This window comes from Bacillus sp. MYb209 (assembly GCF_002975175.1).
Lineage (GTDB): Bacteria > Bacillota > Bacilli > Bacillales > Bacillaceae_G > Bacillus_A.
In genome coordinates, this window is sequence record NZ_PCNZ01000015.1 from 58,433 (window position 1) to 82,370 (window position 23,938).

22 protein-coding genes, 1 pseudogene and 1 riboswitch are annotated in these 23,938 nt (G+C 36.0%); of the genes and pseudogenes, 16 read left to right on the plus strand and 7 right to left on the minus strand.

Annotated elements, in window-relative coordinates; genetic code table 11:
* Nucleotides 1-129: 129 nt before the first annotated feature.
* The 4 genes from CQZ94_RS19885 (at nt 130) to CQZ94_RS19900 (ending at nt 4,450) form a co-directional block, all read left to right on the plus strand.
* Nucleotides 130-846 (plus strand): LytR/AlgR family response regulator transcription factor, encoded by a 717-nt coding sequence (locus CQZ94_RS19885; RefSeq protein ID WP_105586754.1) that lies wholly within the window; start codon nt 130-132, stop codon nt 844-846.
* A gap of 122 nt (nt 847-968) precedes the next feature.
* Nucleotides 969-3,044: a carbon starvation protein CstA gene (gene cstA / locus CQZ94_RS19890; RefSeq protein WP_105586755.1), complete on the plus strand. Its 2,076-nt coding sequence runs from the start codon at nt 969-971 to the stop codon at nt 3,042-3,044.
* A complete protein-coding gene (locus CQZ94_RS19895; protein WP_002113158.1) occupies nt 3,037-3,240 on the plus strand; it encodes a YbdD/YjiX family protein in 204 nt (67 codons plus the stop codon). The genes cstA and CQZ94_RS19895 overlap by 8 nt, the downstream gene beginning before the upstream one ends.
* A 154-nt stretch (nt 3,241-3,394) precedes the next feature.
* The gene (locus tag CQZ94_RS19900) at nt 3,395-4,450 is read left to right on the plus strand and encodes a diguanylate cyclase (RefSeq protein ID WP_105586756.1); all 1,056 of its coding nucleotides are present in this window, start codon (nt 3,395-3,397) and stop codon (nt 4,448-4,450) included.
* A 111-nt stretch (nt 4,451-4,561) separates the two neighbouring features.
* Here the strand turns inward: CQZ94_RS19900 and pdxK are convergent, their stop codons facing one another.
* Nucleotides 4,562-5,386, minus strand: coding sequence for a pyridoxine/pyridoxal/pyridoxamine kinase (gene pdxK / locus CQZ94_RS19905; RefSeq protein WP_105586757.1), 825 nt, complete (start codon nt 5,384-5,386; stop codon nt 4,562-4,564).
* A 134-nt stretch (nt 5,387-5,520) separates the two neighbouring features.
* Between pdxK and CQZ94_RS19910 the strand changes: the two genes are divergently transcribed.
* From CQZ94_RS19910 to CQZ94_RS19920, 3 genes are all read left to right on the plus strand, one after another.
* Nucleotides 5,521-7,092, plus strand: coding sequence for a GAF domain-containing sensor histidine kinase (locus CQZ94_RS19910; protein ID WP_105586758.1), 1,572 nt, complete (start codon nt 5,521-5,523; stop codon nt 7,090-7,092).
* A 20-nt stretch (nt 7,093-7,112) separates the two neighbouring features.
* On the plus strand, nt 7,113-7,760 hold the full coding sequence (locus CQZ94_RS19915) for a response regulator (RefSeq protein WP_105586759.1): 648 nt from the start codon (nt 7,113-7,115) through the stop codon (nt 7,758-7,760).
* Between the two features lie 190 nt (nt 7,761-7,950).
* On the plus strand, nt 7,951-8,577 hold the full coding sequence (locus tag CQZ94_RS19920; RefSeq protein WP_000246731.1) for an FMN-dependent NADH-azoreductase: 627 nt from the start codon (nt 7,951-7,953) through the stop codon (nt 8,575-8,577).
* Between the two features lie 63 nt (nt 8,578-8,640).
* Here CQZ94_RS19920 and CQZ94_RS19925 read toward each other — a convergent pair.
* Nucleotides 8,641-9,312: pseudogene (locus CQZ94_RS19925) on the minus strand (transcriptional regulator YeiL).
* Between the two features lie 107 nt (nt 9,313-9,419).
* On the opposite strand from CQZ94_RS19925, the gene CQZ94_RS19930 reads away from it, so the two are divergent.
* Nucleotides 9,420-10,115, plus strand: coding sequence for a YjjG family noncanonical pyrimidine nucleotidase (locus CQZ94_RS19930; RefSeq protein ID WP_105586760.1), 696 nt, complete (start codon nt 9,420-9,422; stop codon nt 10,113-10,115).
* A 43-nt stretch (nt 10,116-10,158) separates the two neighbouring features.
* Here CQZ94_RS19930 and CQZ94_RS19935 read toward each other — a convergent pair whose 3' ends face one another.
* Entirely contained in the window at nt 10,159-11,388 is a 1,230-nt protein-coding gene (locus tag CQZ94_RS19935) for a chloride channel protein (RefSeq protein WP_105586761.1), read from the minus strand.
* Nucleotides 11,389-11,707: 319 nt separating this feature from the next.
* A riboswitch (SAM riboswitch) is annotated at nt 11,708-11,812 on the plus strand.
* Between the two features lie 235 nt (nt 11,813-12,047).
* Here CQZ94_RS19935 and CQZ94_RS19940 point away from each other — a divergent pair.
* The 3 genes from CQZ94_RS19940 (at nt 12,048) to CQZ94_RS19950 (ending at nt 15,824) form a co-directional block, all read left to right on the plus strand.
* Nucleotides 12,048-13,346 carry a bifunctional O-acetylhomoserine aminocarboxypropyltransferase/cysteine synthase gene (locus CQZ94_RS19940; protein ID WP_105586762.1) on the plus strand — a complete coding sequence of 433 codons (1,299 nt, stop codon included), beginning with the start codon at nt 12,048-12,050 and terminating at the stop codon, nt 13,344-13,346.
* Complete coding sequence (metA, locus tag CQZ94_RS19945) at nt 13,330-14,235, plus strand: homoserine O-acetyltransferase MetA (RefSeq protein ID WP_105586763.1); 906 nt, start codon at nt 13,330-13,332, stop codon at nt 14,233-14,235. The genes CQZ94_RS19940 and metA overlap by 17 nt, the downstream gene beginning before the upstream one ends.
* 293 nt (nt 14,236-14,528) lie before the next feature.
* Nucleotides 14,529-15,824 (plus strand): homoserine dehydrogenase, encoded by a 1,296-nt coding sequence (locus tag CQZ94_RS19950; protein WP_105586764.1) that lies wholly within the window; start codon nt 14,529-14,531, stop codon nt 15,822-15,824.
* Between the two features lie 29 nt (nt 15,825-15,853).
* On the opposite strand, the gene CQZ94_RS19955 is transcribed toward CQZ94_RS19950, so the two are convergent.
* Nucleotides 15,854-16,480 carry a YczE/YyaS/YitT family protein gene (locus CQZ94_RS19955; RefSeq protein WP_002159723.1) on the minus strand — a complete coding sequence of 209 codons (627 nt, stop codon included), beginning with the start codon at nt 16,478-16,480 and terminating at the stop codon, nt 15,854-15,856.
* A gap of 97 nt (nt 16,481-16,577) precedes the next feature.
* On the opposite strand from CQZ94_RS19955, the gene CQZ94_RS19960 reads away from it, so the two are divergent.
* The 5 genes from CQZ94_RS19960 to CQZ94_RS19980 all read left to right on the plus strand — a co-directional run bounded on the left by CQZ94_RS19960 (nt 16,578) and on the right by CQZ94_RS19980 (nt 21,042).
* Nucleotides 16,578-17,555, plus strand: a complete 978-nt coding sequence (locus CQZ94_RS19960; protein ID WP_105586765.1) for a LacI family DNA-binding transcriptional regulator — start codon at nt 16,578-16,580, stop codon at nt 17,553-17,555.
* Nucleotides 17,556-17,636: 81 nt separating this feature from the next.
* A complete protein-coding gene (locus tag CQZ94_RS19965; RefSeq protein WP_105586766.1) occupies nt 17,637-18,446 on the plus strand; it encodes an SGNH/GDSL hydrolase family protein in 810 nt (269 codons plus the stop codon).
* The gene (locus tag CQZ94_RS19970; RefSeq protein ID WP_105586767.1) at nt 18,443-19,360 is read left to right on the plus strand and encodes an ABC transporter ATP-binding protein; all 918 of its coding nucleotides are present in this window, start codon (nt 18,443-18,445) and stop codon (nt 19,358-19,360) included. Before CQZ94_RS19965 ends, CQZ94_RS19970 begins: the two co-directional genes overlap by 4 nt.
* Nucleotides 19,353-20,345, plus strand: coding sequence for an ABC transporter permease (locus CQZ94_RS19975; RefSeq protein WP_105586768.1), 993 nt, complete (start codon nt 19,353-19,355; stop codon nt 20,343-20,345). Before CQZ94_RS19970 ends, CQZ94_RS19975 begins: the two co-directional genes overlap by 8 nt.
* A 19-nt stretch (nt 20,346-20,364) precedes the next feature.
* Complete coding sequence (locus tag CQZ94_RS19980; protein ID WP_105586769.1) at nt 20,365-21,042, plus strand: uracil-DNA glycosylase; 678 nt, start codon at nt 20,365-20,367, stop codon at nt 21,040-21,042.
* Nucleotides 21,043-21,085: 43 nt separating this feature from the next.
* Here CQZ94_RS19980 and CQZ94_RS19985 read toward each other — a convergent pair whose 3' ends face one another.
* The 3 genes from CQZ94_RS19985 to CQZ94_RS19995 all read right to left on the minus strand — a co-directional run bounded on the left by CQZ94_RS19985 (nt 21,086) and on the right by CQZ94_RS19995 (nt 23,896).
* The gene (locus tag CQZ94_RS19985) at nt 21,086-21,376 is read right to left on the minus strand and encodes a DUF3817 domain-containing protein (protein ID WP_071770537.1); all 291 of its coding nucleotides are present in this window, start codon (nt 21,374-21,376) and stop codon (nt 21,086-21,088) included.
* A 209-nt stretch (nt 21,377-21,585) separates the two neighbouring features.
* Nucleotides 21,586-22,407 (minus strand): Cof-type HAD-IIB family hydrolase, encoded by an 822-nt coding sequence (locus tag CQZ94_RS19990; RefSeq protein WP_105586770.1) that lies wholly within the window; start codon nt 22,405-22,407, stop codon nt 21,586-21,588.
* Between the two features lie 205 nt (nt 22,408-22,612).
* Nucleotides 22,613-23,896 carry a purine/pyrimidine permease gene (locus CQZ94_RS19995; protein ID WP_142395877.1) on the minus strand — a complete coding sequence of 428 codons (1,284 nt, stop codon included), beginning with the start codon at nt 23,894-23,896 and terminating at the stop codon, nt 22,613-22,615.
* Between the last annotated feature and the right edge of the window lie 42 nt (nt 23,897-23,938).

The window sequence follows — 23,938 nt, forward strand, 5'->3', positions numbered from 1 at the left end:
AATCAAAGTGGTTTCCTTTTTTCTGTTTTTTTAGATAAATAATGGTATAGTAAGAAAAAGGGATTGTTTCTTACTAAAGCGAATGTATACAACAAGACATATGGACAAAGGAATTAGGTGGCTGGATAAATGAAAATCTTACTTATCATGGAAGAAACAGAAGAGCGAAGAAAATTAGTTGAGAACTTTACTGAAAACATTCGAAATGTAGAATGTTTTGAAGCGGAAACTGGAACAGAATCTTTGCTAATAATGAAAAAACATACACCTGATTTTGTTTTTTTAAATTCGCAATTAATGGATGGTACTGGTTTTGAATATTCGAGTTTGTTACGAGAAGTGAATTGTTATACGAAATTTATTTTTATTGGTGAGGATATAGAAGAGGCAATTACAGCTTTTCGTTTCCAAGCGTTTTATTATTTATTACGACCATTTCGTGAAGAAGATTTACAATTCATTTTATATAAAATGGGAAAAGAACAAGGTGAGAAAGCAAAGAGTCATTTGCGTAAACTGCCGATAGAAGGCCATGAGGGGATTAGATATATTTTCCCGGAGGATATTGTATATGTAAGTAAAAATAAGGAAAACAAAACCGTTTCAATTTATACAACGAATAATCAGTATATTTCAACATACACACTCCAGGAATTAGAAAATAAACTAAATGCATATGATTTTTTACGTGTACATAAAAGCTATTTAATTAATATGTCATATGTACAAGAACTTAAACCTTATTATAATGGCACGTATAATTTGCATTTAGACAGGTACGATGAGCAACCGATTCCAGTAAGCCGCAATTATGTAAAACGACTTCGAAATAAAATTGAACTGTGACAAGTAATGAGAGAATTTTAACATGATAATCTAAAAATCCTTCATGATAAGGAGGATTTAAGTAAAGTATTCAGAAAATTTAGTACAATCTCCACTAAGAAGTAGTAATGGGGGGATTGTATGTGAAAACATTGAAATCAATTTTACTTTGGGGAGTTATTGCAGCGCTAGGAGCATCGGCTTTTGGTGTAATAGCGTTATCGCAAGGTGAGACAATTAATGCTGTATGGCTATTAGTTGCTGCTGTATCAGTGTATGCGATTGCTTATCGCTTTTATAGTAGATTTATAGCGAGGAAAGTTTTTGGCCTAGATAATAATAGACAAACACCTGCTCATACGTTAAATGATGGCAAGGATTATGTTCCGACAAATAAATGGGTTTTATTCGGACATCACTTTGCAGCGATTGCAGGGGCAGGTCCTTTAGTAGGACCGATTTTGGCGGCACAGATGGGGTATTTACCTGGGACAATTTGGATTATTGTTGGGGTAGTCATTGCTGGAGCTGTACAGGATTTTGTAATTTTATTTGCTTCAATGAGACGTAATGGTAAATCATTAGGAGAAATGATTAAAGATGAGATTGGTCCTGTTACAGGATTAATTGCAATGATTGGTATTTTAGGTATTATGATTATTTTATTAGCGGTATTAGCTTTAGTAGTTGTGAAGGCACTTGTTGGAAGCCCATGGGGAATGTTTACAATCGCAGCAACGATTCCAATTGCTATTTTAATGGGAGTTTACATGCGTTACATTAGGCCAGGACGAGTAGGAGAAGGATCAGTAATCGGTATTGTTCTACTAGTCTTATCTCTTATTGGAGGACAATATGTGGCGGAAAATCCGACACTTGCAAGTATGTTTACTTTTAGTGGTGAGACAATTGCTATTATGCTTATCGTATATGGATTCATTGCATCAGCATTACCAGTTTGGATGCTTCTTGCGCCACGTGATTATTTAAGTACATTTTTAAAAATAGGGACGATACTTGGGTTAGCAATTGGTATTTTAATTGTAGCTCCAGATTTGCAGATGCCGGCAGTATCTCAATTTGTTGATGGAACAGGGCCTGTTTTCTCGGGGAATTTATTTCCGTTCTTATTTATTACAATAGCTTGTGGTGCTGTGTCGGGATTCCACGCTCTCGTTTCATCAGGCACGACGCCGAAAATGATTGAGCAAGAAGGCCACGCAAGGCCAATCGGTTATGGAGCGATGTTAATGGAGTCGTTTGTAGCGGCAATGGCTATGATTGCAGCTTGTGTATTAACACCGGGAACTTATTTTGCAATTAATAGCCCAGCAGCGCTAATTGGAACGGATGTATCACAAGCAGCTCAAGTTATTTCTTCATGGGGATTTGCTATTACACCGAATGAATTAAAAGAACTTGCTGTTAATGTCGGAGAACAGACCATTTTATCACGTACAGGTGGTGCACCAACATTGGCAATTGGTATGGCGTATATATTTTCGCAAGTAATAGGCGGAACGGCGATGATGGCATTTTGGTACCATTTTGCTATTCTTTTTGAAGCACTATTTATTTTAACAACGATTGATGCCGGAACACGCGTAGGGCGATTTATGATTCAAGACATTTTAGGTCATGTATATAAGCCGTTTGCGAAAACAGATTCAACATTAGCAAATGTGGTAGCTACAACACTATGCGTACTAGGGTGGGGGTACTTTTTATATCAAGGGGTGGTAGATCCTCTTGGTGGAATTAATACGCTATGGCCACTTTTCGGTATTGCAAATCAAATGTTAGCGGGGATTGCATTATTACTTGGAACGACAATCTTATTCAAAATGGGGAAAAAGGCATACGTATGGGTAACGCTTATTCCGACTGTAGGATTACTTATTGTAACGATGACAGCTGGTTATCAAAAGTTATTTCATGAAAATCCTAAAATAGGATTTCTATCACATGCGAAAGTATTTCAGGGAGCGTTAGATGATGGGAAGGTATTAGCTCCAGCTAAAAATGTTGCGCAAATGAAACAAATTATTTTTAATGACTATATTGATGCGGCACTTTGTGGAATTTTTATGATAGTTGTAATTGCTGTGTTAATTTCTGCACTTCGAATTTGGATTCAGGTATTAAGAAATAAGCCAATGCCGTTAAAAGAGGCACCATATATTCCAAGAGATGAAAGTGAGTCGAGGAACTATGCTTAAAAGTTTACGGAACGTATGGGGAAAGAGAAAGCAATTTATTAGTTTACTTGTCGGAGTTCCAAGTTATGAAACGTATGTAAATCACATGAAAGTACATCATCCAGAAGAGAAAATTCTATGTCAAAAGCAATTTTTTGCTGAGGCACAAGAAGCTAGATTTAATGCAAAAGGCGGAAAGATATCGCGATGTTGTTAATGGAGGGGACGAAATTTCGTCTCCTTTTTTATTTTGCTTTTTGCTGTTCCACGTGGAACAATAAAACAAAAAAGTTTGGGAATTATAGGGATTTCGTAATACAATAACATATAGAAAGGGATAGATGGAAAAGAAAAAGTAGGGAGATTAGTTTATGTTCAGAGATCTATTTGTAAATAGGACAATCATTCTTTCCTTTATCTTTGTGGGTGCTCAGTTTTTAAGAGATAAGCCATTAAAAGAAGGATTCTCTTTTTTGCAGAAATGTTTGGTCGGTATTTTAACTGGAATATTAAGTATATTATTGATGCATTTTGGTGTACATATTGAAGATATTATGTTGGACTTACGTTATTTAGCTGTTGTTTTGGCAATTATAATTGGTGGCCCAATAGCTAGTAGTATAACAGTTGTGATCATTTTAATAACGCGGGTATTTTTTACTGAGTATTCTTTAGCATCTGAATTGGCTTGCTATACTATCGTGGCAATAGGGATTGGTATTACCCCCATTTGGCGGATGAAGATTTCTATATTTACAAAATGGATATGGTTTAATGTGTACAGTTTGTCTATTTTAATACTACCACTTTATATTTTATTTAAGGATCTATATGTAGTGGCATTATATTTAATTTGTTGTATTGTAGCGGCATACATCACATTTGTAAGTACAAGTTACGTATTGCAATCGAATGAATTATTTCAAACGATGAGGCATTATGCAACGATAGATGCATTAACGAATCTAGGAAATGTAAGGCAGTTTGATTTAGAGATGAATCGCCATATTGGTAACGAGTATATGAAAAATGATTCACTTTGTTTATTACTTATCGATATTGATCACTTTAAGTATGTAAATGATACATACGGCCATCCTGCTGGGGATGAAGTATTAAAACAAGTAGGACGTATTTTGCTAAAGAATGCACCATTCCCAAATTTAGTCTTTCGAAAGGGTGGCGAAGAGTTTGCCCTGTTGTTACCAAAAAAGGGATTAGCATTTGGAATTCGTATAGGGGAACAAATTCGATTAGCTGTTGAAAAGCATTCATTCCAAATGAAAAATGGAAAGAAAATTAAAATCACAGTTTCTGTCGGGATTTCAGAGTATAAAAAATCACCTGATCAATTTATTCAATCAGCGGATGATGCGTTATATTATTCAAAAAGAAATGGTAGAAACAAAGTTAGTTCAGCATCATAGAAATTCGGGAAGTACTTTAAAACATTTCTGCAAAATAATTAAAACCCACAGAACAATAAATGTTCTGTGGGTTTTAATATATGTTTAAATTTATGAATAAAAAGCTTTATGTTAGACAAGTTCTTTCGGTGCAACGAATTTGCGGTATGCACCGTGATGTGTTGGTCCTACATATTCGTTAATCTTAAATGAATGACGAATTGCAGCTGTGATGAATTCTTTCGCAGTTTTTACTGCTTCTTTCACAGTTTTTCCTTTTGCAAGTTCTGCTGTAATTGCAGCAGAATATGTACAACCTGCACCGTGTGTATTTGTCGTATCAATCTTTTCTGATTCTAGAAGATCGAATGTTTCTCCGTCATATAATACATCAATAGCAGTTTCTGTTCCTAGTTTGCTACCACCTTTAATTAGTACGTATTTAGCACCTAAAACGTGGATTTTCTTTGCAGCTTCTTTCATGTCCTCAAGAGAATTAATTTTCACACCACTTAATTGGTATGCTTCAAATAAGTTTGGCGTTACAACTAATGCCTTTGGAACAAGAACGTCACGTAAGCAGTCATTTGTTTCAGAATGTAACGCTTCATCCGCTCCTTTACATACCATAACAGGATCAACTACTACATTTTCGAAATTGTGCTTTTCAATTGTTTCCGCAACCATTTCGATAATTTCTACTGATCCAAGCATACCCGTTTTTAAAGCATCTACGCCAACGCCTTCAATTGTTGTTTCTAATTGTGGTTTTAATGTAGAAGCTGCGATTGGGAATACGTTATGTGCCCAACCGTTATGTGGGTCCATTGTTACGATTGTCGTAAGTGATGTCATCCCATATACGCCAAGTTCTTGGAATGTTTTTAAATCTGCTTGTATACCAGCACCGCCACTTGTATCAGAACCAGCGATTGTAAGTGCTTTATTTAATGTCATTATGAAAGCCCCCTCAAGTGATATAATGAAAACTATGTTTTCACTATTATATCAATGTTACGAATAAGTACAAAGTGAAAAGTAGATGATTTATGTTAAGTACTATTTAAAATCTTGTATGTAGGAGACGAATTATGTTTCAAGAGAATCGTACAAATGAATTAGTTATATTGAAAGAGATTGCAGAAACGTTGAATACCTCAAATGATACATATCACGTACTTCAAGCTGTGTTAGAAAAACTATTGAATGTAACTGGTTTAACGACAGGATGGATTTTCCTTGCGGATGAAAATGGTAGATATACAAAATTAATTGATTACCAATTACCAGAGGGATTGAAATTCGAAAATAAACGACCAATGTGTGAAGGGAATTGCTGGTGCCTACACAGCTTTGTGGAAGGGAAATTAGAGCGAGCAGTTAATATTATTGAATGTAAGAGAATTAATAATGCAATTGAATACAACTGGGGAGATACAGAAGGGATTGTACATCATGCGACAGTACCGCTCAAAGCAGGTGGAGACGAATTTGGCGTATTAAATGTAGCTAGCCCAGGTAAAACGCATTTTTCTGAAGAAGAATTAGTACTATTACAATCAGTTGCCTTTCAAATTGGAACGGCATTAAAGCGTACAAAACTGTATGAAAATGAAAAGAGAAGAGCTCATTATTATGTAAAGTTAGAACGCTTTATTCAAGCTTTAAGGACAATTCATAAATTTAATGCATTACCAGAAGAGATTGTAAAGCAAATAGGGAGTTTATTTCTATGGGAGCAAGTTGCATTCTTTATTAGAGAAGAAAATGAACTAGCTGTGAGAGCTTCTTATAAGAAGGGTGAACTACAAGATGATTTGAGGGCAGCAGCACAGGAAGCGTTGGAAAAAGAAGAGTCTGTCTTGTTGAAGCGTCAGGTTGGTAATATAGAGCATCCCAATAGGGCAGTTATCGCTATTCCGATACATATTCAAAATCATATATTTGGAGTATTAAGTGTAAGTTCTAATAATGGAGAATTTGATATAAATACGATAGATGTAGTACAAGCGTTAGCAAATCATATTTCGTTAATGATAGAGAACTTAAGATTAAATGAAAAACGTCGTGAACTTGTACGAATGGAAGAACGTAATCGTTTAGCTAGAGATTTACATGATTCTGTGTCACAAAAGTTGTTTTCATTAACCTTTATGACGAAAGGCGCTGAAGCTGTTTTAAAGGGTAAAAATGAAAAGGTAGACCAGTCTTTGCATGAGATGCGTGAATTAGCACAAGGCGCCTTGAAAGAAATGAGGACATTGATTTGGCAACTCCGTCCGGCTGGATTAGAGAAAGGGTTATTACCAGCTTTAAAGCAATATGGTGAAAGTTTAGGGTTGAAAATTCGGGAACAAGTTACAGGTGTGCGTGATTTGCCGCGCGTAGTAGAAGAAGCGCTATGGCGAATTGGACAAGAAGCTTTAAATAACGTAAGTAAGCATGCTGATGTAAGAGAAGCAACGATTTATTTCAAAGTGACAGAGAAGAATGTATCATTAGAAATAGTGGATCAAGGAAATGGGTTTGTAGAAAAGGATGTAAAAGAGAAGAAATCGCTCGGTATGACTACGATGCGCGAAAGAGTAGAGTTAGTTGGTGGAACGATTAAAATTGTAAGTAGTAAAAAACGAACGAGTGTAAAAGTAAATGTACCATTATGATGTGAAAATGAGGGAAGTTTGTGAAAATAAAAGTATTATTAGTTGATGATCATACAGTTGTGTTAAAAGGATTAGCATTTTTTCTAAGTACACAGGAAGACTTCGAATTAGTCGGGGAAGCAAACAATGGGAAAGAAGCGTTAGTAAAAGTAAGTGAAACGAGTCCAGATGTTGTATTAATGGATTTATATATGCCTGAGATGGATGGAATTGAGGCAACAGCTTGTATTAAAAAAGAATATCCAAACGTGAAAGTAATTGTATTAACTAGTTTTTCTGATCAAGCACATGTATTGCCAGCATTAAAAGCTGGGGCAAGTGGATATATTTTAAAGGATGTGGAACCAGATCAACTTGTTGAAGCGATTCGAAGCGCGTATAAAGGTAATATTCAATTACATCCAGATATAGCAAATGCTCTTCTTTCTCAAACTTTACCGGAGGAAGAAAAAGAAGAAGAACCTTCCGTTCAAGTGGATGTGTTAACAGCGAGAGAAAATGAAGTATTGCAGCTATTGGCGAAAGGGATGAGTAATAAAGAAATCGCTTCTGTTTTAGTTATTACAGAAAAAACGGTAAAAGCTCATATGAGTAGTATTTTGAGTAAGTTACATTTATCTGATCGCACACAAGCAGCATTATATGCAGTGAAAAATGGAATTGTATAAGACGAAAGTCGTAAGACCTAGTTCGCCTTTAGAAGGTGGACTTTTTTTATGGAAAAATACGTCTATGTGAGGACGAAATTGTCTTGATATAAAGATAAAATGTATTTGTAAGCAACAACAATTATAAGGGAGTACCCTTTTTCGTAAGTGATATATAACAACATAAGAGTGAGTAGTAGGAGGAAAAACAATGGCAACAGTTTTATTTGTAAAAGCAAACAACCGTCCGGCGGAACAAGCAGTTAGTGTGAAATTATACGAGGCATTTTTAGCAAACTATAAAGAAGCACATCCAAATGATACAGTAGTAGAACTTGATTTATATAAAGAAGAATTACCATATGTAGGCGTAGATATGATTAATGGTACATTCAAAGCAAGTAGAGGATTTGATTTAACAGAAGAAGAAGCAAAAGTGGTAGCAGTTGCTGATAAGTATTTAAATCAATTCTTAGAAGCTGATAAAGTAGTTTTCGGTTTCCCATTATGGAACTTAACGATTCCGGCCGTATTACACACGTATATTGATTATTTAAACCGTGCTGGTAAAACGTTTAAATATACACCAGAAGGTCCAGTTGGGCTTATTGGAGATAAGAAGATTGCTTTATTAAATGCACGCGGCGGCGTATATTCTGAAGGACCAGCAGCTGAAGTAGAAATGGCTGTTAAATATGTAGCAAGCATGATGGGCTTCTTCGGCGCAACAAATATGGAAACGGTAGTTATTGAAGGACATAACCAATTCCCAGATAAAGCAGAAGAAATCATTACAGCAGGTCTTGAAGAAGCGGCTAAAGTAGCAAGTAAATTTTAATTAAAAACATAATCGTCACTCGAAAAAAGTAGCATTAACATGTAAACGTTAATGCTGCTTTTTTTATATTTTAAGTTCGTCAGCCAGTTTCTCTAATTGAATTCGATTTTGTATGTAATAGGTTCTTCCTTCTTTTTTTAAGTAGTTTTGCTGGCAAAGCTGGTTTAATACATATAAAAGATGGCGGTAACTGACGTTCAAGTATTCTGAGGCCTCAGTATGTTTTTCCATATAGCAATTATTTTGTTCCGTTAATAGAATAAACGCAGCTAATCGATTTTCGAACGGATAACTATAGTTTTTGGCGTAATTTTCCGTTCGGGTAATTGTTTTTTCTCCAATAAATTTGCATAGTTTCTGTAGAAAGGTAGCATCTTGCAATAAAAGGTGCTGACAATCTTTAAGAGGAAGCGCTAAGCAAATACAATCTTCAATCACTTCAACTGCTTTTGTAACGGATTCTACGCCAATTAATCATAATTCCCCAATGAACGAAGGTGCTTGAATAAAATTAATTAATGAAACCTTCCCGTTTTTATGACTCATATATATTTTTGCTTTCCCGGAAATTAAGTAATAGAGATAAGAGAGGTCGATTCCCTCATTACATATCATCTCTTTCTTTTGAAAAGAATGCAGTTCTACATATGGTAAGACATTAAAGGAAAAAAGAGTATGAAATTGGTGAATTTGCATGTGTTGATAAATTTCTTTCTCATTTTTGCTGGTTTTCATATTTTCACCCCTGTTTGTAGTATGAGATATCTCCTATTATTTTTACAAGGAAGAATGATACGATTTATGTAAATTTGTTTTTGTAGAAAAGAGGGTGTGAGGGGTTTATGAAAAAATATAAAACATTGCTATTTGATGTGGATGATACGTTACTAGATTTTCAAAAGGCTGAGAAAATTGCTTTACGGATGCTTTTTGAAGAGAAGGAGCTTCTTTTAACTGATGAGATAGAGGATCGTTATAACAAAATAAATAAAAGTCTTTGGGGTTCTTTTGAAAAAGGTGAAATAACGCGAAATGAAGTTGTAAATACACGATTTTCCATTTTGTTTAAAGAGTACGGGGAAGAAGTAGATGGAATATTATTCGAAAATAATTATCGTAGCTACTTAGAAGAAGGAAACCAACTCATGCAGGGTGCGTTTGAATTTATAAATCAAATTCAAAGTAAGTATGATTTATATATAGTGACAAACGGTATTTTTAAGACGCAAGATAAACGTTTGCGTAATGCAGGATTACATGCATTGTTTAAAGATATTTTTGTTTCTGAAGATACGGGATTCCAAAAGCCGATGAAAGAGTATTTTGATTATGTTTTTGAACGTATTCCTAACTTCGCTTCTGAAGAAGGGCTCATTATTGGGGATTCGTTAAGCGCCGATATTAAAGGTGGATATGTAGCAGGAATTGATACTTGTTGGTTTAATCCAGAAAAGAAATCAAATGATAGCGAGATGGTGCCAACATATGAAGTGCATAAGTTTGAAGAATTATACGCACTATTAAAGCAGCATGTATAATACAAATAGGCAGTGGAACTTTTGTCCCCACTGCCTATTTGTATTAATTTTTAGTTTCGTTATGTTTAGGAAGCGGAAATGCATTACCAATTGCCGCCGCCCCGAGCATCGGTAATAATAAATTGAGCGGGAAAAACATGAGTAATAGTAATGTTATAGCTATTGGTTTTCTTAATGCATAGCTTGAAATAGCTGTCGTGACGATGGCTACAGAAGCTATTGGATCTATAGGGATAATAGAAGCTATAGCATATCCGATACTTGATCCAGCAAATATAATTGGGAAAATATGTCCGCCGCGCCAACCCGTATTTAAACAAACGGCAGTAATACATAATTTTAAAACCCCTGAAAGAAGTAGTACCCAGAAAGATAAATGGCTCCATTCAACGACTAAATCTTTTAATTGATGTTCCCCTGAAAATAACGTATACGGGAGAAAAGTTCCTGTAACTCCTAATAAAATACCGCCTATAATTCCAAGTGATACCTTGTATTCCCTGAAGGGGTGGATTAATTTCTCTAATGTGAATTCTAATTTGAAATAAAAGAAACCAACTATAGCACCAATGCTAGCAAGTGGTAGAAAGGCGATCCATTCATTAAGAGAAAGGGAACCTTCCCCGAAATCAACAATAAAGGATCCACGATTATCGAGTTTACTAAGCAATAAATAAACGGAAAAACCAGCAAAAGTGGTAGCTAAATATACAATTGCTTTTTTTCCTTTAGAAAATTCGTTAATTTGTTCACCCTCATTTTCATTCGGAGCTAAGAAACCGAATAATGGTGCATTAAAAATTACACTTAAAGTAGCACCAATTCCAACTTCTGTTAGTTCATTCATCCCTTTTAAAGCAAATTTAAAGCGATCTCCTACCCATGTACAAAGTCCACCGATAATTCCAACAAGTGCTGCTTCTGGGCCTAAACTAGCTCCAAATATTAAAACGATAATCGCAGTTAAAGTAGCTTTATGTACAAAACTGTATTCAATTCTACCTGTTTTTTTATATTCAGCCATCACTTCCGGCATAAGGCGTGGATATGTACCGAAGTATTTTTGTGTTAAACCAACGAGGATACCACCGATGATTGTTACACAAACGGTGTAATAAGGGGGAGAAGAGAAAATAGTAGGTAAGTATCCCCAAATAAAGTGAATTCCGATATTTATTGTAACTAAAAATAACCAGACTGTAGCTCCTACTATAGAGCCTAAAAGAATGCCATATAGGACGAGTATATAGTGCATGTCCTTTTTATTTGTCATGTTGTACCTCCGTTATGTAAGTTTTAATGTAGAAAGGATTGAATATGCTAGTGTGAAATGAATTGAATATATATAGTATCTTTTTGAGGGGTTGGCTTATTCAATATATTGAGATCTCATGAAAATTTGAAACCAACGCGGTTAAACCACTTATTTAATTCTATATATTGATCGGAGTTTTTAAAAGGTCTTTTTCAAATAAATATGGAATATATTTCTTTTGTTGTTTATATTAAATTCCTTACATTTAATTTAGAACATTCAGAAAAACCATTTGACATCAGGAAATTATTGCTATAAAATCAACGGTAATTGCATAGTCTTATCAAGAAAAGGTGGAGGGACAGGCCCGATGAAACCTTGGCAACAGCCGAATAACGGAATTGTGCCAAATCCTGCAGGTAATAATCCTGAGAGATAAGAAAGAGCCTTTAGAGCGTGTTTTCAAACTGCTCCTTTCTTGTTTTCAGGAAAGGGGTAGTTTTTTATTTTGCATAAAGTGAAACTTTAATCAGTGGGGGTTTTGTCCCTCTCCCACTGATTATTAGCCTTCACCAATCGGGCAGTTATCTCCCGCATAACTTCCTCGCATTCGCTGAATTTTGAGGTGGGAGTCTTACTGCCCGCAAATAGGGGGATAAAAGAAAGGAGAATGAGAGATGGGAGAATCATGGGGGAAAGGAACGATTTGTGTGCAAGGTGGCTATACGCCAAAAAATGGTGAGCCGCGTGTTTTGCCACTTTATCAAAGTACAACGTATAAATACGATACGTCAGATGATTTAGCAGCACTATTTAATTTAGAGGCAGAAGGATATATATATACGCGTATTGGAAATCCTACTCTAGCTGCATTTGAGCAGAAGTTATCAGATTTAGAAGGCGGTGTAGGGGCTGTTGCAACAGCTTCTGGGCAGGCAGCTATTATGCTTGCGGTTTTAAATATTTGCAGTAGTGGAGACCATTTACTTTGTTCTTCAACTGTTTACGGAGGAACGTTTAATTTATTTGGAGTGAGTTTGCGTAAGCTTGGCATCGATGTTACGTTCTTTAATCCTAATTTAACGGCAGATGAAATTGCGGCACTTGCTAATGATAAGACAAAACTCGTTTATGCAGAATCGTTAGGAAATCCAGCAATGAACGTTTTGAATTTCAAAGAACTTTCAACGGCAGCAAAAGAATTAGAAGTACCTTTTATCGTTGATAATACATTAGCGACGCCTTATTTATGCCAGGCGTTTGAACATGGGGCAAATATCATTGTCCATTCTACAACGAAATATATTGATGGCCATGCAAGTTCTCTAGGCGGCATTGTAATAGATGGAGGGAACTTCGACTGGACAAATGGAAAATATCCTGAGCTTGTCGAACCTGATCCGAGTTATCACGGCGTAAGCTATGTTCAAAATTTTGGAGCAGCAGCGTATATTGTGAAAGCGCGTGTTCAATTATTAAGAGACTACGGAAACTGTATGAGCCCATTCAATGCATATATTAGCAACATTGGCCTGGAAACATTGCATTTACGAATGGAGCGTCATAGTGAAAATGCTCTCGAAGTTGCTAAGTGGCTTGCTAATCATGATCGTATTGAATGGGTGAATTATCCGGGGTTAGATAGTAATGAAAATTACTCGTTAGCACAAAAATATTTGAAAAAAGGTGCTAGTGGAGTTTTAACTTTCGGTATTAAAGGCGGATTAGAAGCAGCAAAAGAATTTATCGCAAATGTAAAACTTGCAACTCTTGTAACGCATGTAGCTGATGCAAGAACTTGTGTAATACATCCTGCTAGTACGACGCACAGACAATTAAGCGCAGAAAATCAGCGTTTAGCTGGCGTTACATCTGATTTAATCCGTTTATCGGTCGGTATAGAAGATGTTTCTGATATTATTGCAGATTTAGAAGCGGCGCTAGTCGGAGGCAAACAACATGCCGATCATAATTGATAAAGATTTACCAGCTCGCAAAGTATTGCAGAAGGAAAATATTTTTGTAATGACGAAGGAGCGAGCAGTAACACAAGATATACGTGCTTTGAAAATTGCTATATTAAATTTAATGCCTACAAAGCAAGAAACAGAGGCGCAATTACTTCGTTTAATTGGAAATACACCGTTGCAATTAGATGTTCATTTACTTCATATGGAATCGCATCTGTCTCGCAATGTAGCGCAGGACCATTTAACGAGCTTCTATAAAACATTTCGTGATATTGAGAATGAAAAATTTGATGGACTCATTATTACAGGAGCACCAGTTGAAACTCTTTCTTTTGAAGAGGTAGATTATTGGGAAGAGCTTGGACGTATTATGGAGTATTCAAAAACGAATGTAACATCGACGCTTCATATTTGCTGGGGGGCACAAGCAGGTTTGTATTATCACTATGGTGTGCCGAAGTATTCTCTTGCGGAAAAAATGTTTGGTGTATTTGAACATGAGGTTCGCGAGCAACATGTGAAATTGTTACAAGGGTTTGATGAAGTGTTTTTTGCTCCGCATTCTCGTCATACAGAAGTACGAGAGGGCGACATTGAAAAAGTGAAAGAATTAACGTTATTAGCCAATTCTGAAGAAGCGGGTGTTCATCTTGCTATTGGGCAAGAGGGAAGGCAAGTTTTCGCACTCGGACATAGTGAATATAGTTGTGATACGTTAAAGCAAGAATACGAGCGGGACTGCCAAAAAGGGTTAAACATTGATGTGCCAAAAAATTATTTTAAACATAATAATCCAGATGAGAAGCCACTTGTTAGGTGGAGGAGTCATGGGAACTTATTATTCTCTAATTGGCTGAATTATTATGTGTATCAAGAAACCCCTTATATATTGTAAATAAAGTGAAACTTTAATCAGTGGGTTTTTTTTTCATCCCCCACTGATTATTAGCCTTCACCAATCGGGCTTTTACGGGCAGTTGATCTCCCATCTAACTTCCTCGCATTCGCCGAATTTCGAGGTGGGAGTCTTACTGCCCGTTAATGCGGGATAAAGATTGTGTAACACGTGGTAGCGTTTTTCTTGTAAAGATTAACCTTTATTTTTCCGAATGTTCTAAATTAATTGTTTTTCTGATTTTTCGTCTATATAATTCATCTAAACACAATTTTTGAGGGGTGGACAGTATTATGAAAGAAATTCAAGTGGGGTTATTAGGTCTTGGGACAGTTGGTAGTGGTGTAGTTCGTATTATTACAGATCATCAAGAACGACTTATACACCAAGTAGGTTGTCCAGTGAAAGTAACGAAAGTATTGGTGCAAAACATTGAGAAAGAGAGAGAGGTCGACGTGCCTCCTACTCTATTAACACAAAATGTGAATGAAATTTTAGATAATCCTAATATTGATGTTGTCATCGAAGTAATGGGCGGGATCGATGATGCAAAAGTATATATTTTGCAAGCTTTAAAAGGCGGAAAGCACGTTGTGACTGCAAATAAAGATTTAATGGCGTTACACGGAGCGGAACTCTTAGCGGTAGCAAAAGATAACAAGGCTGATTTATTTTACGAAGCAAGTGTAGCTGGAGGGATTCCAATTTTACGAAGCATCGTAGAAGGACTTTCTTCAGATCTTATTACGAAAGTAATGGGAATTGTAAATGGAACGACAAATTTTATTTTGACGAAAATGTCAGACGAAGGGAGAGCATATAACGACGTGTTAAAAGAAGCTCAGCAGCTTGGATTTGCAGAAGCAGATCCAACATCAGACGTAGAAGGTTTAGATGCAGCAAGAAAAATGACGATTTTGGCTACTCTCGGTTTCTCTACAAATGTAGAGCTTGGAGATGTGAAGGTAAAAGGAATTACTTCTATTACAGCAGAAGATATTGAATATAGTAAGAGCTTAGGCTATACAATTAAATTAATTGGTCTTGCAAAGCGAGATGGCGAGAAATTAGAGGTTACAGTTGAGCCGACTTTACTTCCAAATGCACACCCTCTTGCGGCAGTGCAAAATGAATATAATGCTGTCTATGTGTATGGTGAAGCGGTAGGAGAAACGATGTTTTATGGTCCGGGAGCAGGAAGCTTACCGACAGCGACAGCTGTTGTTTCTGACCTAGTTGCTGTAATGCAAAATATTAGGCTAGGTGTAAACGGAAATAGTGCGGTATCCCCGCAGTATAAAAAGGTACTAAAAGAGCCAGATGAAATTGTTGTGAAAAAGTTTTTAAGGCTTCATGTGAAAGACGAAATTGGTGTATTTGCAAAAATTACATCATTGTTCTCTGAGCGCGGTGTTAGTTTTGAAAAGATTATTCAAATGCCACTTGAAGAGAAAGGGAAAGCAGAAATCGTAATTGTGACGCATCGTGCTTCTCTTGCGGATTATGAGTACATTCTACATACATTGCAATCGTATGAAGAAATAGATTGTGTGAAAGCAAACTATCGAATTGAAGGAGATGCTAAGTAGTATCTCTTCTAATAAAACGAAAAACCCTATTAAGCGGCTTGCTTAATAGGGTTTTTTCTATTTAAAATTTGCGTACCAACTTGAATAAATGCTTGAATAATCCAACCTGTTGTAAAGGATAAGATAATTGTTCCAAAATAGATTGGTCCATCTAATAAGAAGCTTAATGTTAAAAATAAAAAAGCTAATGAAATTTCCGTTCTTCTAAATGTCCATTTCTTTTTTTCAGCAACAGTTAAAACGAAAGCCTCTTGAGGTGCCGCGCAAAGGTTTGTAGAGACGTAAAGACCGATCCCAGCTCCGACGAATAGATTTCCGCAAATAAGTGTTATATATTTTGGAAGAGAGCGGATAGCGTCCATAATAGTCGTAATAGAACCAACCCAATCAACAAAAAGAGAAATAAGAATCATTGTGACAATTGTGCCGATTGTAATTTGTTTTTTGTCCCAAAAGAGTACGATCAGGGTAAAAACAAAGTTAATCATGAAAATCCAAAAACCAATACTTATCCCAAAATTTTGATATAGTGCAATAAAGAAGGAATCATAAGGGCTAAGTCCAAAGGAAGTAATTGTCGTCATCATATTAATACCGATGGCGAGAATGAGTAGACCGCCAATAAAAAATATATATTCTAATTTGAATCGAAGCATAGTTGTATATCCTTTCAAAATGTATTTGCTAGGAAAGGATATATTGTGGAAAGCTTACCAGGTCAAGAGAGAATTTCTGCGAATAGGGGAGAATGAGATGACTAATATAAGAAAGATTGCTGAACTTGCTGGGGTATCTGTTTCAACTGTTTCACGTGTACTCAATAATCATCCGTACGTGAATGAACAGAAACGAAAAGAAATTTTGACGATTATAGAAGAATTAAATTATACGCAAAATGTGAATGCTATTCATTTAGTGAAAGGAAAAACGAATGTAATTGGCGTATTATTGCCGCACGTAAATGATCAATATTATAGTGCTATTATTGGGGGGATATCAAAGGAAACCGCAAAGAACAATTATAATATGATGCTTTGCCAGACAAATTATAGTGAAGAAAAAGAGCTTGAAATTTTACATATGTTAAAAATGAAAAAGCTTGATGGAGTAATTATATGTTCACGGACAAATAGTAAGGAAAAACTTGAAGAGTATACGAAGTTTGGTCCAATTGTGATGTGTGAGGAAATGGATTCGAATTTCATTTCGAGTGTACATATTGATTACTACAAAGTATTTTTGCGCGGGATGAAAAGCTTAATAGATGCTGGTCATACACGTATCGGATATTGCATTGGAAGAAGTAACAGCATTAATAGTCAAAGAAGGAAACAAGCTTATGAGGATTCACTTCAACAGATTGCTGTAACACCGTTAGATGCCTGGAAGTTTAAAGGATGTTTTACGGTGGAAGATGGGCGCAATGTAGTCAGGGAATGGGCTCGTATGTCTGTAAAACCGACGGCGTTTCTTGTATCTTGCAATCATATTGCTGCAGGAATGGTAACGGAGGCGAAAAAACAAGGAATTCGTATCCCAGAGGATATTACGATTATCGGATGTGATGATCAAGAGGTGGCAGATATATTAGGTATTACGACGATTTCGCATTCTAGTAAAAATGTTGGTGTAAAGGCATTTGAATTATTATATGAAAAGATTAATGATGAGGAAATAGATGTGAAACATGTAGAGTTATTACCAAATTTGGTAGATAGGGAAACGACATAATAGAGAAGGTGCGAGAATCGCTTTTCGAAAATTCGTTTGGTATAATTATGGACAATCTATAGGAGCTAAAGGGGTTTTGATATGAGATCAAAATTAGTAAAAGTAATTCTACTCATTACAATTGCGTCTTTCTGTTTATTTGCATACGGTTTTGTTTCGGGTGTGAATGATGTATTAAATCCGAAAGCTTCAAAATTAATTACGAAGACTGACGTAGTGGCAAAAGAGAAAAAGAAAACGGGAACGTTACAAATAGTTAGTTTAGGTGATTCATTAACGCGCGGCGTTGGTGATAAAGAAGGAATTGGCTATATTGGACGAATGAAAGAGGATTTACAAAAAGATTATAAACAAAAAGTTGCACTAACCAATTTGGCAGTTAGTGGTGCGAAAATGCCCGATTTATTAAAACAAATTGAGAGCAGCGGAGCTCAATATTCAATTAAGCAAGCAGATGTAATTGTTTTAACAATTGGAGGAAATGATTTGTTCCCAGGATGGGAATCGCTCGGAAAGATAGATTTAGAGACATATCGTCCTGATACGGAAACGTTTCAAAATGAAGCAAAGAAAATTATAGAAGAAATTCGTAAATTAAATACAGATAGCCCTATTTTTTGGCTAGGTTTATACAATCCTTTTGAAGATGTAGAAGATTTAAAAGGGTCTTCAAACATTGTTGTAGACTGGAATGCATCTTTAGAGAAGTTAGCATTAAATAATAAAAGTGTATATATTACACCGACATTTGATTTATTCCAAAACCGCGGTAAAGATTTATTATACTCTGATCATTTTCATCCGAATGAAGTAGGCTACACATATATGGCAGAGCGATTAGTCCAAAACGTCGTAAGTAAACTAAAACTAGAACAAGGAGGGATAAAATGACGATGATACTTTCCGTGCGAGACGTGAAGAAGGTAATTGGAAAGAAGACACTTGTAGAAGACATTTCATTTGATGTAAAACAAGGAGAAGTGTTTGGCTTTTTAGGGCCGAACGGAGCCGGGAAAACGACAACAATTCGAATGTTAGTCGGACTGATTAAAGCGACAGAAGGTACTATTTCTATTGGTGGTTATTCTATTAAGGAAAATTTCAGAGAAGCGATGCGTCAAATTGGAAGTATCGTTGAAAACCCAGAGCTTTATACATATTTAACGGGATGGGAAAACTTAAAGCAATTTGCGCGCATGCTTGGTGATATATCAGATGAACGTATTATTGAAATTGCAAAAATGGTTCATTTAGATGAGCGTATTCACGATAAGGTAAAAACATATTCCCTTGGTATGAAGCAGCGCCTCGGAATTGCACAGGCGCTTCTTGGAAACCCCAAATTGCTCATATTAGATGAACCGACGAATGGTTTAGATCCAGCTGGGATTAGGGAACTGCGAGAATTTATACATAAGCTTGTAAAAGAAGAAAATATGAGTGTATTTATTTCGAGTCACTTATTAAGCGAAGTACAAATGATATGCGACCGTGTTGCTATTATTCATAAAGGAAAAATGATAACAGTTGCACCTATTGAAGAGTTGATCAAAACAGCGAGTGATCGTGTAGAATGGGTCGTTACACCGATTTCCAAAGCGAAAGACATGTTAGACGCTGCTGAAGAGGTAGAGGAAGTTAGTATAGAAGATGAGCGTTTACTATGTCGTATGGATGTTGCGTCTATTAATGTTTGGAATAAGCACTTTGTAGAAAACGGGATAGATGTACATAGCGTCAAAGAGCTTGTATTTACGCTAGAAGATTTATTTATTGAACTTACAAGGGGTGAGCAACATGCGTGAATTTGCGAATCTAGTTTTAAATGAATCAGAAAAGATTTATCGTAAGAAACGGATTGTTGTTGTCATTCTTATTTTAGCAATCTTGATTCCGCTTTTTGTGTATGCTCAGTATCGCGAAATAGAAACGACGCAAAAAAGGCTCGGTACGACCGATTGGAAAGTATCATTACAGCAACAAATTGTTGATTCACAAAACCGTTTGAACAATTCTAGATTGCCAGAAGAATGGCGAGATTGGCTAAAAGTAAGGGTGGAACAGCAACAATATTATTTAGATCATAATATTAATCCGACTGCGCCAGGGGCACCAACATTTGTGAGGGCGTTTATTGAACAAGGAATAACGTTATTTATTCCATTGCTCGTTATGATTGTCGCCATTGATATCGTTTCAGGAGAACGAAGCGATGGTACGATGAAAATGCTTCTGACGAGGCCGATTCGGCGCTGGAAAATACTCCTTAGTAAATATGTGACGATGCTATTTTTCATTTCGCTCATATTGCTTCTTGTCGGTTTGTTTGCTTACGCATTATCAGGGCTTGTATTTGGATACTCTGGATGGAATTTACCTGTTTTAACTGGATTTGTTATTGATAAGGAAACATTGAATACGAACTTTGTACATCTTATTCCGCAGTGGCAATACATATTAATGGCGTACGGACTAGCTTGGTTTGTTGCCATTGTGGTTGGAACTATATCATTTATGGTTTCCGTTTTAATTCGTAATACACCAGCTGGTATGGGCGTTATGTTAGCTGCGTTAATTGCAGGCGGCATTTTAAGTTCATTCGCAACGTCTTGGGAAGGTGCGAAATACATTTTTAGTGTCAACTTATCGCTAACGGATTATTTATCAGGAAAACTGCCTGCATTACAAGGATTATCAATGGGATTTTCTTTAATGAATTTAACGGTTTGGGCAGTAGTATCTCTTATCATTTCATTTGTAGTATTTACAAGGCAGGATATGGTGAATTAATTGGATAGGAAGTGAAGGCATGGAAAACATTTTGCAGAATGATTGGGAACCATTACTGGGACCAGAATTTGAGAAAGAATACTATCAAGCTTTAGCTAACTTTTTAAAAGAAGAGTATGAGGAGCATGTGATTTATCCAAAGAAAGAAGATATTTTTAACGCTCTTCAGTATACAAGTTATGAAAATACAAAGGTCGTTATTTTAGGGCAAGATCCGTATCATGGACCGAATCAAGCGCATGGTTTAAGTTTTTCGGTACAACCTGGTATTAAAACGCCGCCATCTTTGTTAAATATGTATAAAGAAATGCGAGATGAATACGGTTATGAAATTCCGAATAACGGTTATTTAGTAAAGTGGGCAGAGCAAGGAGTATTATTATTAAATACTGTATTAACAGTTCGTCAAGGTGAAGCAAATTCTCATAAAGGAAAAGGATGGGAGCATTTCACAGATCGCGCGATTGAGCTATTAAATGAACGTGAAAAGCCGGTTGTTTTCATATTGTGGGGACGTCACGCACAGGCGAAGAAAAAGTTAATTACGAATAAGAATCATCATATTATTGAATCCGTGCATCCAAGTCCATTATCAGCAAGACGTGGTTTCTTTGGCAGTAAACCGTATTCTAAAGTAAATACGATTTTAGATAATATGGGTGAAAGAGAAATTGATTGGGAAATTCCAAATATATAAACGCAAAAAAGGTAGCTAACAATTGTTAACTACCTTTTTACTATTACTGTTCATTTTTTAGTTTTGCATCTAGTACAAAAGTACCAAATGGGATAACTGATGCAGCAAGTGCGCCAAGTGCCCATAAAATTGATTTACGGTGTACGATTGTTACTTGAATTACCGCAAAGATGAATAGTATGAATAAAACGCCATGAGCCATGCCTGTAATTTTAACAGCTGTCGCAAACCCTGCGAAATATTTTAACGGCATTGCTACAAATAATAGTAATAGGAAAGAAATCCCCTCAACTAGTCCAATTGCTCTTAATCGTCCGATTGGTGTAGATAACATGAAATAGCCTCCTTTAACGTATGCTTGTATATAGTAAATTTGTATTCTTTTTCAAAATGAAATAGTCTATTTTGTTTCATTATATACAAAAAGAAACTTTACACTACGAGAATAGTGCAAAGTTCAAAATATAGTCACAAAAGCACGGTAATTTAAACAAAAACCTATTTGAAGTATTTGACTTCAAATAGGTTTTATGAATGAAAATATTAAACAAGCGCTTCGCTTTTTAGTACAAATTTCTCTACAACTTTAGCAACACCATCGTTCATATTTGTATCTGTTACATAGTTTGCAATTTCTTTAATATCATCTGGTGCATTGCCCATTGCAACGCCAAGACCAGCGAATTCAATCATAGCTTGGTCGTTATAGCTATCACCCATTGCGATTACTTCTTCGCGCTTAATACCAAGTGTTTGGATGAGTTGGTTTAGGCTCGTTCCTTTCGTAACACCATGCTCGGTAAATTCTAAGAAGAATGGTTTTGAACGCATAACGCTTAATTGACCTTCTAGTTGTTTTTGTAGTTTCTTTTCTACTTCAACAAGGCGTTCAGCTTCTTTATTCATTAATACTTTTACTACAGGCTCTTTAACAGCAGCTTTAAAATCATCTACTTTAATAATTGGCATACCAGTAATTTCGCCCTCAATTTCAGTATAAGGATTATTTTCTTCTGTTACGATATCATCGCCAATATAAGTATGAATCCATATATCTTCAGTTTTACTAATTTCAAATAGGTTGTGAACGATTTCAGGAGATAGCGTGCTACTGAAGATTTCTTCATTTGTTTTACAGTTAATAATTTTTGCACCGTTAAAAGATAGAATGAAGCTACCGTATTCTTCTAAACGAAGTTCTTTTGCAACATTGCGCATACCAAACGTTGGGCGCCCAGAAGCAAGTACAACTTTAACCCCTTGCTCTTGTGCTGTCATTAAAGCCTCTTTCGTACGAGGTGAAATTGTATGGTCATCGCGTAATAAAGTATCATCTAAATCTAAAACAATCATTTTATAAGTCATATAGAAAATTCCTTTCTTTGTTGAAATAGAAATAAATTTTTATGAAGATAGTGGGGAATATATAGTAAGACATCGAACCTCTTTACATGAAATTAGGAGAAGTTCTGCATTGTTAGTATAAATTATCATGAGCGTGTTGCCCATGATAATTTATCATTATCGTAACAACTCTAAAGGTAGAGTGCAATAATGGAAGTTTTCCAATTTACGATAGTTGTTTTTCGTGCGAACGAGAAAATAGTATTTCCAGCAAGATAGTCATTACAGATCCAAGAACGAGACCGTTACTTAAAAATGATGCTAAAAATGGTGGCAGCGTAGAAAACGCTCCTGCTGGAACGAACATAACGCCGATTCCTGTAAAGATTGAAAGACCTGCTACTTTAAATAATTGTTCTTTATTTTGTACAGTGTCATATTCGCGGAAAGCGAGACCAATCATGCTTGCAAATACAGGATAAATCGCAGCATACCCAACTGCAACGGGAATTGCTGCAAAGAATGAAGTAATATTTGGGAATATACTAACAAGAATGATAAAGCTTGACCCTAACATAAATGGAAGGCGCTTATAAATGTTTGTTGTTGCGATAAATCCTGCCGATCCAGAAATGGCCACAGGACCAATGGCTGAAAATAGACCGCCTAGCAATTGATTTATTCCTGTTATAATGCCAGCTTGTTTGAAGCGATCTGGAGCGGCATCTTCTTCATACTTAGAAACAACCTTTTGTACAACGCGAATGCTTGCTAACATATTTGTTAGAAGTAATAGTGTGACGAAAACTACCGTAATTGCCATATTCCATTCAATGCGAGGCATTCCGAAAACAAATAGAGATGGAAGACGAATTATATCTGTCACAGGTGTTACTGGATTAGATAATCCGAAGCACGCGAATAATATCCAGCCGCAGACGATACTGAAAAGAACGGAATATTGTCCAATAATAGGTAGCTTCATAATGAAAAAAGATAGTAAAATAACAATGAGTGAAAGAATAAATACCTTTGGCTGTACTTCTGTATGTTGTCCATCAAGGCCAAACATGCCTTTTAAGAAGGAGCCACTAAGTTGTGCGACAAGAAGGAATAAATACGTTCCAATCACTGTAGGTGTAAAGTAGCGAACTAGTTTATCGATAAGTCCAAAAACACTAAGAATAATACAAATAATTCCGCTTAGTAGGAAAGCGTACTGAAGGACCTTAAGTGTTTCATTGCTTGATCCAAATAATACGACGCCTAAACTTGCATACAGGGAGAAAATTCCCCACCAAAGGCCTGCGGGACCTTCTTGAATAGGAAGTTTATGCCCAAATATAGCTTGCAGTAGGCCGGCAAAACCGAGAACAAATAATGTTCTTTGTACAAACGCGATAGCTTCAGCTCCGTCGAGGCCGTAACTAGTTGCGACACTAATTGGTACAATAAGACTTCCAGCTAAAATAAATAGTGCCCATTGTAAGGCAGAAAGAAATAGCTTCATTATATCAACCTCTTTCATAGATTCCGTTTCTAGTATATAGGT

Bases quoted from the DNA above. Each gene is read 5' to 3' on its own strand.
- CQZ94_RS19885 (WP_105586754.1), top strand. From the start codon at position 130: ATGAAAATCTTACTTATCATGGAAGAAACAGAAGAGCGAAGAAAATTA.
- CQZ94_RS19895 (WP_002113158.1), top strand. From the start codon at position 3,037: ATGCTTAAAAGTTTACGGAACGTATGGGGAAAGAGAAAGCAATTTATT.
- CQZ94_RS19900 (WP_105586756.1), top strand. From the start codon at position 3,395: ATGTTCAGAGATCTATTTGTAAATAGGACAATCATTCTTTCCTTTATC.
- pdxK (WP_105586757.1), bottom strand. From the start codon at position 5,386: ATGACATTAAATAAAGCACTTACAATCGCTGGTTCTGATACAAGTGGC.
- CQZ94_RS19910 (WP_105586758.1), top strand. From the start codon at position 5,521: ATGTTTCAAGAGAATCGTACAAATGAATTAGTTATATTGAAAGAGATT.
- CQZ94_RS19920 (WP_000246731.1), top strand. From the start codon at position 7,951: ATGGCAACAGTTTTATTTGTAAAAGCAAACAACCGTCCGGCGGAACAA.
- CQZ94_RS19930 (WP_105586760.1), top strand. From the start codon at position 9,420: ATGAAAAAATATAAAACATTGCTATTTGATGTGGATGATACGTTACTA.
- CQZ94_RS19935 (WP_105586761.1), bottom strand. From the start codon at position 11,388: ATGACAAATAAAAAGGACATGCACTATATACTCGTCCTATATGGCATT.
- CQZ94_RS19940 (WP_105586762.1), top strand. From the start codon at position 12,048: ATGGGAGAATCATGGGGGAAAGGAACGATTTGTGTGCAAGGTGGCTAT.
- metA (WP_105586763.1), top strand. From the start codon at position 13,330: ATGCCGATCATAATTGATAAAGATTTACCAGCTCGCAAAGTATTGCAG.
- CQZ94_RS19950 (WP_105586764.1), top strand. From the start codon at position 14,529: ATGAAAGAAATTCAAGTGGGGTTATTAGGTCTTGGGACAGTTGGTAGT.
- CQZ94_RS19955 (WP_002159723.1), bottom strand. From the start codon at position 16,480: ATGCTTCGATTCAAATTAGAATATATATTTTTTATTGGCGGTCTACTC.
- CQZ94_RS19960 (WP_105586765.1), top strand. From the start codon at position 16,578: ATGACTAATATAAGAAAGATTGCTGAACTTGCTGGGGTATCTGTTTCA.
- CQZ94_RS19965 (WP_105586766.1), top strand. From the start codon at position 17,637: ATGAGATCAAAATTAGTAAAAGTAATTCTACTCATTACAATTGCGTCT.
- CQZ94_RS19970 (WP_105586767.1), top strand. From the start codon at position 18,443: ATGACGATGATACTTTCCGTGCGAGACGTGAAGAAGGTAATTGGAAAG.
- CQZ94_RS19975 (WP_105586768.1), top strand. From the start codon at position 19,353: ATGCGTGAATTTGCGAATCTAGTTTTAAATGAATCAGAAAAGATTTAT.
- CQZ94_RS19980 (WP_105586769.1), top strand. From the start codon at position 20,365: ATGGAAAACATTTTGCAGAATGATTGGGAACCATTACTGGGACCAGAA.
- CQZ94_RS19985 (WP_071770537.1), bottom strand. From the start codon at position 21,376: ATGTTATCTACACCAATCGGACGATTAAGAGCAATTGGACTAGTTGAG.
- CQZ94_RS19990 (WP_105586770.1), bottom strand. From the start codon at position 22,407: ATGACTTATAAAATGATTGTTTTAGATTTAGATGATACTTTATTACGC.
- CQZ94_RS19995 (WP_142395877.1), bottom strand. From the start codon at position 23,896: ATGAAGCTATTTCTTTCTGCCTTACAATGGGCACTATTTATTTTAGCT.